The 11,390-nt window shown below is 68.5% G+C and carries 9 protein-coding genes; 5 read left to right on the top strand and 4 right to left on the bottom strand.

What is annotated here, in order from left to right; all coding sequences use genetic code 11:
- Positions 1-307: 307 nt before the first annotated feature.
- Genes phbB through AC1DCJ_RS17840 form a run of 3 tightly spaced genes read right to left on the bottom strand, consistent with a single transcriptional unit; the run spans position 308 to position 3,627 of the window.
- Complete coding sequence (phbB, locus tag AC1DCJ_RS17850; RefSeq protein WP_128097684.1) at positions 308-1,048, bottom strand: acetoacetyl-CoA reductase; 741 nt, start codon at positions 1,046-1,048, stop codon at positions 308-310.
- A 25-nt stretch (positions 1,049-1,073) separates the two neighbouring features.
- A complete protein-coding gene (locus AC1DCJ_RS17845; RefSeq protein WP_478071611.1) occupies positions 1,074-2,402 on the bottom strand; it encodes a CitMHS family transporter in 1,329 nt (442 codons plus the stop codon).
- A 40-nt stretch (positions 2,403-2,442) separates the two neighbouring features.
- A complete protein-coding gene (locus AC1DCJ_RS17840) occupies positions 2,443-3,627 on the bottom strand; it encodes an OprO/OprP family phosphate-selective porin (RefSeq protein WP_478071565.1) in 1,185 nt (394 codons plus the stop codon).
- A gap of 182 nt (positions 3,628-3,809) precedes the next feature.
- Here AC1DCJ_RS17840 and AC1DCJ_RS17835 point away from each other — a divergent pair, with 182 nt between their 5' ends.
- From AC1DCJ_RS17835 to AC1DCJ_RS17815, 5 genes are all read left to right on the top strand, one after another.
- The gene (locus AC1DCJ_RS17835) at positions 3,810-4,511 is read left to right on the top strand and encodes a response regulator transcription factor (protein ID WP_038686349.1); all 702 of its coding nucleotides are present in this window, start codon (positions 3,810-3,812) and stop codon (positions 4,509-4,511) included.
- Positions 4,501-5,883 (top strand): sensor histidine kinase N-terminal domain-containing protein, encoded by a 1,383-nt coding sequence (locus AC1DCJ_RS17830; protein WP_478071564.1) that lies wholly within the window; start codon positions 4,501-4,503, stop codon positions 5,881-5,883. The genes AC1DCJ_RS17835 and AC1DCJ_RS17830 overlap by 11 nt, the downstream gene beginning before the upstream one ends.
- Entirely contained in the window at positions 5,880-6,938 is a 1,059-nt protein-coding gene (locus tag AC1DCJ_RS17825; RefSeq protein ID WP_478071563.1) for an ABC transporter substrate-binding protein, read from the top strand. Before AC1DCJ_RS17830 ends, AC1DCJ_RS17825 begins: the two co-directional genes overlap by 4 nt.
- Before the next feature lie 67 nt (positions 6,939-7,005).
- Positions 7,006-7,662, top strand: coding sequence for a LuxR C-terminal-related transcriptional regulator (locus AC1DCJ_RS17820; RefSeq protein WP_478071562.1), 657 nt, complete (start codon positions 7,006-7,008; stop codon positions 7,660-7,662).
- 125 nt (positions 7,663-7,787) lie between these two features.
- On the top strand, positions 7,788-8,315 hold the full coding sequence (locus tag AC1DCJ_RS17815; protein WP_478071561.1) for a hypothetical protein: 528 nt from the start codon (positions 7,788-7,790) through the stop codon (positions 8,313-8,315).
- Between the two features lie 401 nt (positions 8,316-8,716).
- On the opposite strand, the gene AC1DCJ_RS17810 is transcribed toward AC1DCJ_RS17815, so the two are convergent.
- Entirely contained in the window at positions 8,717-11,362 is a 2,646-nt protein-coding gene (locus AC1DCJ_RS17810) for a hybrid sensor histidine kinase/response regulator (protein ID WP_478071560.1), read from the bottom strand.
- Positions 11,363-11,390: the final 28 nt, after the last annotated feature.

Raw genomic sequence — 11,390 nt, 5'->3', positions numbered from 1 at the left:
ATCGCGGTTGGGGTKCGCGGGTGTRCCGACCAACGGTCGGCAYCTACCGGATACGTAACACGACCCCACGGTAGCCACCGACCGTTGGTCGGTGGTGGTCGGGGTTCGCGTTTGGTGGGTGGTGCGGGTTGGGCGGGCCGCTGGCGGGCACCCCCATGAACCCGTCATCGCGAGGCGCCGGCCAGCGGCCGGCACTACCAAGACGACGTCCACACAACGCAAACGAACCCAAAAAAAAGCCGCAACGCCTCTCAGCGTCGCGGCCACCTCGTGGGGGAGGTCACGCGTCAACTCGACGCATCAAACATCAGAACATGTGCAGCCCACCGTTCACCGCGTAATCCGCGCCGGTCACATACGCCGCATCATCCGACGCCAGCCACGCGCACAGGCTGGCCACTTCTTCCGGTTTGCCCAGGCGGCGGATCGGTACCGAGCCGGCCAACCGGTCCAGCACGTCCGGCGGGAAGCTGCTGATCGACTGGCTGGCGATGTAGCCGGGCGAAATCGTATTGACCGTCACCCCGCGCGTGGCCACTTCATTGGCCAGCGCCCGGCTGAACCCATGCATGGCCGCCTTGGCGGTGGCGAAATTGACCTGGCCGATCTGGCCCTTGTGCGCGCTCACCGAGCCGATGTTCACGATGCGGCCCCAGCCCCGCGCGGCCATGCCGTCGATGACCTGCTTGGTGATGTTGAACAGCGCGTGCAGGTTCGAGCCCATCACCGCGTTCCAGTCGTCCGGGCTCATCTGCCGGAACAGCACGTCGCGGCTGCCGCCGGCGTTGTTGACCAGCACGTCGATCTCGCCGACCTCGGCCTTGACCTTGGCGAAGGCGGCCACGGTCGAGGACCAGTCCGCGGCGTTGCCCTCGGAGGCGATGAAATCGAAGCCCAGCTCGCGCTGTTCGCGCAGCCAGCCGGCCTTGCGCGGCGAGTTCGGTGCGCAACCGGCCACCACGGTGTGGCCGTTGCGGGCCAGCTTCTGGCAGATGGCAGTGCCGACACTGCCCATACCGCTGGTGACGTAGGCGATGCGAAGGGTCATGGCAGAACGCTCCTTGGTAGGCGGATCAGGACGCAAGCGGGTACAGGCCGAACAGCAGGCCGCCGAGCATCAGCAGCATCGAGATGGCGACCGCCCATTTCAGGGTGAACTTCTGGTGGTCGGCGAACTCCACCTTGGCCAGGCCCACCAGCAGGTAGGTCGAGGGCACCAGCGGGCTGAGCAGGTGCACCGGCTGCCCGGCCAGCGAGGCGCGGGCCATCTCCACCGGGGTGATGCCGTAGTTGCCGGCGGCCTCGGACAGGATCGGCAGCACGCCGAAGTAGAAGGCGTCGTTGGACATGAAGAAGGTGAACGGCATCGAGGCGATCGCGGTGATCACCGCCAGGTACGGGCCCCAGCTGTCGGGGATGATCGCCAGGAAGCTGTGCGACATCGCCTCCACCATGCCGGTGTTGTTGAGGATGCCGGTGAAGATGCCCGCGGCGAAGATCAGCGCCACCACCGACAGCACGTTGCCGGCATGGTTGACCACGCGGCGGCGCTGCTCGGCCAGGTTGGGGTAGTTGATCACCAGCGCGATCGCAAAGCCGACCATGAACAGCACCGGCATCGGCAGCACGCCCATGATCAGCGCGGTCATCAGCGCCAGGGTGAGCGCCAGGTTAACCCACAGCAGCTTCGGCCGCTTGGTGTCTTCGGCGTCTTCTACCGTGGGCAGTGCGTTGCCGTCATCGGACACGCTGTTGTCCATCCAGCTGCCGCCCTGCGGCAGGCTCACCACGCCGAGGCGGCGGCGCTCCTTCAGGCCCAGGTACCAGGCCAGCAGCAGCACGCCCGCGCAGGCGATCACCATCGAGGGAATCAGCGGCACGAACACGTCGGCCGGGTCCACGTGCAACGCGGTGGCCGCACGTGCGGTGGGCCCGCCCCACGGGGTGAGGTTCATCACGCCACCGGCGAGGATGGTCACGCAGGTCATGTTCAACGCGTTCATGCCCAGCCGCTGGTACAGCGGCAGCATCGCCGACACGGTGATCATGTAGGTGGTCGAGCCGTCGCCGTCGAGCGAGATCAGCATCGCCAGGATGGCGGTGCCGAGCACGATCTTCATCGGGTCGCCCTTGACGAAGCGCAGGATGATCCGCACCAGCGGGTCGAACAGGCCCGCATCGATCATCACCCCGAAGTACAGGATGGCGAACATCAGCATCACGCCGGTGGGCGCGATCTTCTTGATGCCCTCCAGCATCATCTCGTCGATGTCGGCACCGAAGCCGCCCAGCAGCGCGAAGATGATCGGAATGGTGATGAGGGCAACCAGCGGCGACAGCCGCTTGCTCATGATCAAATACATGAATGTAATGACCATGCCAAAGCCGAGGATGCTCAGCATCATCTGCAGACTCCTGGAGGGGAAAGACGGAAGGGAAGGCTCAGAAATCGAACTGCAGGCGGCCGGTCACGGCGCGGGTGCGGTCCACCGTGGTTGCGGTCAGGCGATCGCGGTTGCGGCTTTCGATCACGTTGAGCATGAAGCGCAGGTTCGGGCGCATGTACCAGTTGCCGCCCAGCGTCCATGCCTCGGTCTGTGCATCACGCAGGTCCGGCTGGCCGATCAGGTGCTGGTCGCCGCGCATCTGGTCGTAGCGCAGTGCCAGCTCGAAGGCGCCCGCCTTGTGCTGGAAATCCTTGACCCGACTGAAGCGGCCGGTCTTGCGGTCGTACACGCGCGACTCGCCGGTGACGAACCAGCTGACCAGGCCGTAGCCGGCCAGTACCTTGCCGCGCTGGCTGCCGTCGTCGAAGGTGGCGCCGCTGAACTCGCCCTGCCAGGACAGCGGGCCGCGCACCTGCGCGTACTCCAGCGACCACTTGTTGACGTCGGTGTCGCGGCCGGCCGAGAAGTCGACCAGGGTCAGGCGGCTGTTGTCGGACAGGTGGCCGGCCGGGCGCGGGCGGATCTTCAGCCCGGGCACACCGTTGGCACCGGGGTTGTCGTAGCGCTCGTGGGCCAGCGACAGGCCCAGGTGCAGCACCTCCCCAGCGGTGGCGCCCGGTGCCCAGGTGGCACGGCCACCGGCGGCGCGGCCCTTGACCTGCCAGGCGTCGATGCTCTCCAGGCTGTAGGCGCTGGCCGCCCAGGTCATGTCGCCGCGCGCGGCCTGCCACGAGGCGCCCAGCCGGTACAGCGGGGCCAGCGTGGTGCCGGCGTTGCCGCGCTCCAGGAAGGTGCCGTAGTTGGAGCTGGTGCGGTCGTCCAGCGAGAAGAACTGCTTGAACTGGCCCACGGTGAGCTTGCCGGCGTCACCGAAGCTGCGGCTGACGAACACGTCCTTGGCCTCCACCCGGTCGCCGGAGACGTCCGCTTCCAGCTTGTAGTCGACCACGAAGAACTTGCCGGACACATCCAGCCAGGCGCGGCGGATCTCGGTGTCGTCCTTGTTCGGGGTGCCCCGGCCATCGTTGCTGAAATCGGCGAAATCCAGGTGCAGGCGGCCGCCGACGGTGGCGGTGACCGGGCGGTCGTCGTCGTTGTCCTCGGCGGCCCAGACCGGCGCGGTCAGCAACAGCAGGGTGCAGGCAGCCGGCGTGCGCCAGCGCAGTGAGTTCAGTTCCACGGACCCTCCCAGGTACGTCAGTGCGGTGATGTCGCCAATGGCGTGGCAGGGGACTGCGACGCGATGGCGCAGCCTAGTGCCGGGAAGCTGTCATCCACCTGTCAGGGGTTTGTGCAGTGCAGCGAAGCCCACGGCAGCGGCCGCTCGCGCTAGCATTCATGCACCTTCGACGAATTGACCCGATGCGCCTGCTGCTGGTGGAAGACAACCCGGACCTGGCCGATGCCATCGTTCGCCGCATGCGCCGCAGTGGCCACGCGGTGGACTGGCAGAGCGACGGGCTGGCGGCGGCCAGCGTGCTGCGCTACCAGAGCTTCGACCTGGTGGTGCTGGATATCGGCCTGCCCAAGCTGGACGGCCTGCGCGTGCTGGCCGGCATGCGCGAGCGCGGCGACAGCACCCCGGTGCTGATGCTGACCGCGCGCGACGGCATCGAAGACCGCGTGCAGGCGCTGGACGTGGGCGCGGACGACTACCTGGGCAAACCCTTCGACTTCCGCGAGTTCGAGGCGCGCTGCCGGGTGCTGCTGCGGCGTACCCGCGGTCAGGCCAGCGAAGTGGTGCAGATCGGCGCGTTCCAGTTCGACAACGCCTCGCACCGGGTCAGCCTGGACGGCCAGCCGATCGAACTGCCCAACCGCGAGTACCGCCTGCTGGAAATCCTGATGGGGCGGCTGGGCCAGGTGGTGGGCAAGGACGAGATCGGCAACGGCCTGTTCGGCTTCGACGACGAGGCCGGCCCCAATGCGATCGAACTTTACGTGGGCCGCCTGCGCCGCAAGCTGGCCGACGCGCCGCTGCGGATCGTGACCGTGCGTGGCAGCGGCTACCTGCTCGAAGCGCTGGGCGACGATGCCGGCAGTGCGGGCGGCGATGACGACTGACCCGCGCACCTCCGGCTCGATCCGGCACACGCTGTGGCTGTACCTGGGCGCGTTCCTGGCGCTGTTTGCGGTGGCGTTGCTGTTCGGCGCGCGTGCCTACGGGCAACGCGCCGCCAACCGCTCCTACGACCACCTGCTGGTGTCCTCGGCGCTGTCGATCATCGATTCGGTGGCGCTGGTGGAGGCGCAATGGCAGGTCGACCTGCCGTATGCCGCGCTGGACCTGTTGGCGATGGCACCGGAAGACCGCGTGTTCTATCGCGTGTCCGACGCACGCGACCAGACGGTGACCGGGTATGCGGACCTGCCGCTGCCGCCGCACGCCCCCAGCGACCGCCCGCAGTTGTTCGATGCTCTCTACAGCGGCGAGCAGGTGCGCTTCGTGGTGGTGTCGCGGCGGGTGTCCTCGCCGTCGGCGCAGGGCGAAGTGCGGGTGCAGGTGGGCCAGACCCGGCGCGCGCGCGAAGCGCTGGCGCAGGACATGGTGACCCGTGCGTTGCTGGCCATCGCCGTGTTGTCGCTGCTGTCGCTGGCCCTGGTGGGCCTGGGCGTGCACCGCGCGCTGCGCCCGCTGGTGCGGATGGAGCGCGAACTGGCGCGGCGTGAACCGTCCGACCTGAAGCCGCTCGACGCCAGCGTGCCGCGCGAGATGGACAAGATGGTGGGCGCGCTGAACCACTTCATGGGCCGTCTGCAGGGCAGCAATGAAACCCTGCGCGCGTTCATGGCCGAGGCCGCGCACCAGATGCGCACGCCGCTGGCCGCGCTGCGCGCGCAGGCGCAGCTGGCACTGGACGAGGAAGACCCCGAGGACATGCGGCGCAGCCTGCACGCCATCGAACGCAACGCCACCCACATGAGCCGCCTGCTCAACCAGCTGCTCAGCGACGCCAGCGTGATCCACCGGGCCAACCTGCAGCGCTTCGCCCCGGTGGACCTGACCGAAACCGTGCACCAGGCACTGCATGAAGCGCTGCCGCAGGCACTGCCGGCCCCGCGCGTGCAGCTGGCGGTGAGCGCACAGGCAGCCTGGATACACGGCGACGCGCTGCTGCTGCGCGAGGCCATCAAGAACCTGATCGACAACGCCCTCAAGTACGGCGGCGACGGCACGCTGCAGGTGGCGCTGACCGAAGAGGCGCAGCACTGGGTGCTGACCATCGCCGACCACGGTCCGGGCATTGCCGCGGCCGACGCCGAGCGCGTGTTCGAGCGTTTCGCGCGCGGCGAAGGAGCCGCAGCAGGCGGCGCCGGGCTGGGCCTGGCGATCGTCAAGCGCGTGGTGGACAGCCATGGCGGCCAGATCGACCTGAGCAACCGCGTCGGAGGGGGCTTGGTGGCCACCATCCGCGTGCCGAGGATGCATGCATGAAGTACGCGTGGTTGTTGCTGTTGTTGGTGGTGGCAGGTCCGGCGCTGGCCGCGCCGGGCGATGTGCAGCGCTTCCCGGCCAAGGGGCCGGCGGTGGCGCAGCTGCGCATCCATGGCTCGACCGACATCGAAGTGTTCGCCACGGTGATCGCCGACTACCAGCGCCTGCACCCGGGCACCGAGATCCTCTACGAGGATGTGATCACCCAGGACATCTACGCGCGCTACCTGCGCGACCGCGGCGGTCCGCAGGCGCCGGACATGCTGATCAGCAGCGGCATGGACCTGCAGACCAAGCTGGTCAACGACGGCCATGCGCTGCCGCACCGCTCGGTGCAGACCGACGCCTTGCCGGCGTGGGCGCAATGGCGGCACGAAGCGTTCGGGATCAGCTACGAGCCGGTGGCCATCGTCTACAACACCCGCACCCTGCCAGCGGCGCGGGTACCGCACACGCGCCGGCAACTGCTGGAACTGCTGCGCGCCCCGGACGCGCCGCTGCAGGGAAGGGTGGGCACCTACGACGTGGAGCGCAGCAGCGTGGGCTACCTGCTGGCCACCCAGGACGGCCAGCGCGGCAGCATTGCCGGTGCACTGCTGGGCGCGCTGGGCGACAACGGCGTGCACCTGGAAGAACGCACCGGCGTGCTGCTCGACCAGGTCAGCAGCGGCAAGCTGTCGCTGGTCTACAACGTGCTGGGCTCCTACGCGCAGGCGCGGATCGAGGCCGGTGCACCGCTGGGCATCGTTGAACCGGAGGACTACACGCTGGTGGTGCTGCGCACCGCGGTGATCCCCCGCAGCAGCCCGCATCCGGACGAGGCGCGGCGTTTCCTCGACTACCTGCTGTCACCCCGCGGCCAGCAGGTCCTCTCGCGCGAAGCCCGCCTGATGCCGATCCTGCCCGCGCAGGGCCAGCAACGAGGCCGCTCGCCCGCGCGCAGCTACCGCCCCATCCAGCTGGGCCCGGGCCTGCTCGTGTACCTGGACGGCCTCAAGCGCCGCCAGTTCCTCGAAGCCTGGCGCGGCAGCATGCGGCAGCGCGACGACCGGTAACGACGGCCGCCGGCCTCCACCCGCGTAGTGCCGGGCTCTGCCCGGCAACCGCATTACAATGGACCGCATGAGCGAACTCACCGTCCTGATCGCCGACGACCACCCGCTGCTGCGCGCGGCGGTCGTCCATTCCCTGCGCCAGTCGCTGCCGCAGGCGCAGGTGATCGAAGTGGCCAGCGCCGCCACGCTGGAAGCCGCGCTGGACCAGCGCCCGGAAATCGAGCTGGTGCTGCTGGACCTGACCATGCCCGGCGCCCGCGGGTTCTCCTCGCTGCTGCACGTACGCGGCGCGCACCCGGACATCCCGGTGGTCATCGTCTCCTCCAACGACCACCCCCGCGTGATCCGCCGCGCGCAGCAGTTCGGCGCAGCCGGGTTCATCCCCAAATCCGCCCCCGCCGAAACCATCGGCCAGGCGGTGGCGGCGGTACTCGATGGCGGGGTCTGGTTCCCGGCCATGGCACCGGAGCGCTCCGAATCCGACGCGCTGCTCGCCGCACGCCTGGCCCAGCTCACCCCGCAGCAGTTCCGCGTGCTGCTGTGCCTGGCCGACGGCCTGCTCAACAAACAGATCGCCTACGAACTGGGCCTGGCCGAGAACACGGTGAAGGTGCACGTCACCGCGATCCTGAAAAAGCTCGAATGCCACAGCCGCACGCAGGCCGCGGTACTGGTGAAGGCGCTGGAGCCGGAAGGCGATGCCGGCGCCGGGCTGGATGGGTAGCGGCGTATGCCGATCGACCGCCAATACGGCCGATCATCGCAACCGGTCCATGGCCCAGAATCGACGACACACGCTCGCCTTCGACGACGCCCAGCCAATCACCCCCTCAAGGACGAGCCAACCCCATGTCGCTATCCGGCGAAGAGATCCTCGTAAGGTGCCTGAAGATCGCCCTGTTGTTTGGAACAGGTTACTTCCTGTTCGCGTTGGGCAGCTTGATGATCACGATGGAGTGCACATCGAGCGGCTACCCGGGCAGTTTCTTGTGGTCATGGCTGCTGTCGCTGGTGGCCTTGGTCGTCTATTCAAGGTTCGACATCCTGTCGAAGGGGCTCTTCAAGGCCCGCGTATCCCGCGTCCGCGTGGCAGCTGCCTGCCTGCTATCGACCGAGGTGGTCATCGCTGCACACCTTGGTGCTGAACTATCGGTATGCCAAAACGGGGGCGGCAGCAGGATCGTTCCCCCGGCTGCTTTCCTGCTGGTCTACACGTCGATAGCGCTTTCACTGCTCTTCGGAGACGCGTGGCTCGGCATGCTCCGCACTGTAATCCGCCTCGGCAAAAGGCCTTTCGACCTCTCAGCTGCGGATGATGAGGATCCGGTCGAAGCAACACGAACCGCGTCGCGCCACAGGAAGCGCTACCGGTCTTGAACAAGGGCGGTGCCTGCGCGCCATGGCACCCCGCAGCCTAGCGGTAGGGTCGCATYCCKATCGACCGCCGATAACCTGCGCAGCGTTCGGTGGTGGCATGACCTGTGTTGAAGGCGGCTTCGTCGCAGGTCATACGTTCGCCGCGCGGATCGGCACGGTCGGCGGTCGTTTGGGAACCGACCCTACCGCTGCAGTGCATCGCGCAGGTTASTCATGCATATACCGAGGTAGGGTCGCATCCCGATCGACCGCCGATWACCTGCGCAGCGTTCGGTGRTGGCATGACCTGTGTTGAAGGCGGCTTCGTYGCAGGGCACTTTCGCCGCTCGGATCAGCACGGTCGGCGGTCGTTTGGGAACCGACCCTACCGGCATTTCGGGTCGGGGACAGGTGTAGCCGCTTTATGCCCTGTGTCGTACCAACAACTGCGTCATCAACGCCCGCAGCGCCGGCGGCCGCACCGGCTTGGACAGGAACCCCCAGCCGTTCTCTGCCGCCTGCGCCTTCAGCGCATCGTCGCGTTCGGCGGTGACCAGGATCACCGGCGGGCGCGCCTGCCACAAGTCGCACAGGTGGTCGTACAGGTCTGGGCCGTGCCACTGGCCCATGCGCACGTCCAGCAGCAGCAACTGCGGCACGTTGAGCGCCGAGGCAATCTCCAGCGCGGCCTGCGGGCCGTCGGCCAGCTCCACCGCGCAGCCCCAGCGCTCCAGCAGCGCGCGGGTGGCGGCGCACACGCGCGGGTCGTCGTCGATGCTCCACACCCGGCAATGCCGCAGCGGGCTGTCATCGCCGGCGTCAGCGGCCACGGCCGGCACCGGTGTCGGCGCCGGAATGGCCGCCGCATCGCCCAGCGGCACGCTCACCGCGAACACGCTGCCGCGGCCCAGCGTGGAGTGCAGATGGATGCCATGCCCCAGCAGGCGGCCGATGCGTTCGACGATGGCCAGGCCGAGGCCGGCACCGCGCTCCTGTTCGACACCGTCGTCCAGGCGGCGGAATTCCTCGAAGATCTCGCCCTGCAGGCTCTCCGGAATGCCCGGGCCCTGGTCGTGCACTTCGATGCGTAGCTGGTCGCCCACGCGGCGGCAGCCCAGCAACACGCGCCCACGCGGGGTGTAACGCAGCGCGTTGGAGAGGAAATTCTGCAGGATCCGGCGCAACAGCGCCTCGTCGCTGATCACCACCGCGCGGGTGTCCACCCAGCGCAGCTGCAGGCCACGGCTGTCGGCGGCAATGCCGAATTCGCGCGCCAGCGTTTCCAGCAGCGGCGACAATGCGAAGGCCTGCACCTGGGTCTGCAACGCGCCCGATTCCAGCCGTGAAATATCCAGCAGGCTGGTCAGGATCGCATCCTGCGCGGCCAGCGCCGCATCCACGTGTTCGCTCAACGCGCGTGCATCGCCGGCCAGCTTGCCGCGCAGCACCGACACGAACATGCGCGCGGCGTTCAACGGCTGCAGCAGGTCGTGCACCGCCGAGGCCACGAAGCGGCTCTTGTAGCGGTTGGCCCGCTCGGCCTCGCGGCGCGCCTCGTCCAGGTCGCGGGTGCGCTCGGCCACGCGGTGCTCCAGCGCATCGGCCAGCGAGCGCAGTTCGCGCGCGGTGTTCTTGTAGGCGGTGATATCGGCGTAGCTGGTGACAAAGCCACCATCGGGCAGCGGATTGCCGCGAATTTCCAGCACGGTGCCGTCGTCTTTCTCGCTCTCGCGCATGTGCGGGCGGCCGCTGCGCAGGTGGTTCAAGCGGCGTTCGATGGCCTCGTCGATCGGCCCCGGCCCCAGCAGGCCCCGGCGCGCGTTGTAGCGGAAGATCTCCTCGATGGGACGCCCCTCGCGGATCAGGCCGGGCGGGAACTTGAACAGTTCCAGATAGCGCGCATTCCACGCCACCAGCCTCTGCGTGTTGTCGATCACCACCACGCCCTGCGGCAGGTGCGCCAGGCTGCGGCTGAGCCCGCTGTCGGCCTGCTGGGCGGCCTGCAGCACGCCATCCTGCGCGGTGCGCAGCTCTTCGGCATGTTGGGCCAGCACGCTTTCCAGCTCGCGTCGGCTGCGCTGCCGATGCGCATCCAGGCGCCGCCGCTGCTGCACGAACAGCACCAGGAACCCCAACGCCAACCACGCCGCGCCGCCGCCGATGGCCGCACTGCGCCCGGCACTGGTGGCCGCGCCGGCATCGTGCAGCAGGTGCAGGTTCCAGTGTTCCTCGGGCAGGGCCAGGCTCTGCCACAGCATCGGCCCGGCCAGCAGGGGATCGAGCAGGCGCACCATGCGCCCGCCATTCTCAAGCACATCCTCGGTGCGGACCCGCAGCGGCTGCAGCGAGCGGTCGGCGTACTGCCGCGCTTCCAGCATCTCGCGGCGCTCGCCCGGCCCCAGCGGGCGCAGCAGGCGGTAACGCCAGGCATCACGGTTGGCCAGGAACACCACGTCGTGCTCGTCGCTGGCCAGCACCACGTCCGGGCTGGACAGCCATTCCTGTTCCAGTGCCGACAACTCGATCTTGATCACCACCACGCCCATGCGGCGGCCGTCTTCCTCGATGGCCTGGGACAGGAAGTAGCCGGGCACGCCGGTGGTCATGCCGATGCCGTAGAAGCGGCCACGGCCGGTGGCCAGCGCCTGGCGGTAATAGGGGCGGTAGCTGTAGTCCTCGCCCACGTTGCTGCTGGGCTGGTCCCAGTTGCTGGCGGCCACGGCCACGCCGTCGTGGCCGACCAAGGTCAGGGTGGAGGCGCGGGTCACCTGGTTGGCGCGCTGCAGTTTCAGGTTCAGGCGCTGCCGGGCGGCGGCATCGGGCACCTGCAGCAGCGCGCGGCGCAGGTCCGGGTCCAGTGCCAGCACCTGCGGCAAGGTGCCGAAGCGGTCGATGCGTTGTTGCAGGCCCTGGCCGTACAGTTCCAGCTGGCGTTGCACCTGCGCGCTTTCGGTGGCCAGTGCACGTCGCCACGCATAGTGCCCGGCGGCGGCCGCGCACAGCACGGTACCGCCGATCATCAGCAGCAGGGTCAACAACAGGGTGCGGTGGCGGCCGAGCCAGTACATGGCGGCAGTCTACGGGTGTGCGGCGGGC

The organism is Stenotrophomonas sp. 10N36 (assembly GCF_056395005.1).
Note: the sequence above shows the minus strand (reverse complement) of the source record. Positions and strands in the feature narration are given on the sequence as shown.

What these genes read in the sequence shown, in the direction of transcription:
- phbB (WP_128097684.1), bottom strand. Translation starts at nt 1,048, where the DNA reads ATGACCCTTCGCATCGCCTACGTCACCAGCGGTATGGGCAGTGTCGGC.
- AC1DCJ_RS17845 (WP_478071611.1), bottom strand. Translation starts at nt 2,402, where the DNA reads ATGCTGAGCATCCTCGGCTTTGGCATGGTCATTACATTCATGTATTTG.
- AC1DCJ_RS17835 (WP_038686349.1), top strand. Translation starts at nt 3,810, where the DNA reads ATGCGCCTGCTGCTGGTGGAAGACAACCCGGACCTGGCCGATGCCATC.
- AC1DCJ_RS17830 (WP_478071564.1), top strand. Translation starts at nt 4,501, where the DNA reads ATGACGACTGACCCGCGCACCTCCGGCTCGATCCGGCACACGCTGTGG.
- AC1DCJ_RS17825 (WP_478071563.1), top strand. Translation starts at nt 5,880, where the DNA reads ATGAAGTACGCGTGGTTGTTGCTGTTGTTGGTGGTGGCAGGTCCGGCG.
- AC1DCJ_RS17820 (WP_478071562.1), top strand. Translation starts at nt 7,006, where the DNA reads ATGAGCGAACTCACCGTCCTGATCGCCGACGACCACCCGCTGCTGCGC.
- AC1DCJ_RS17815 (WP_478071561.1), top strand. Translation starts at nt 7,788, where the DNA reads ATGTCGCTATCCGGCGAAGAGATCCTCGTAAGGTGCCTGAAGATCGCC.
- AC1DCJ_RS17810 (WP_478071560.1), bottom strand. Translation starts at nt 11,362, where the DNA reads ATGTACTGGCTCGGCCGCCACCGCACCCTGTTGTTGACCCTGCTGCTG.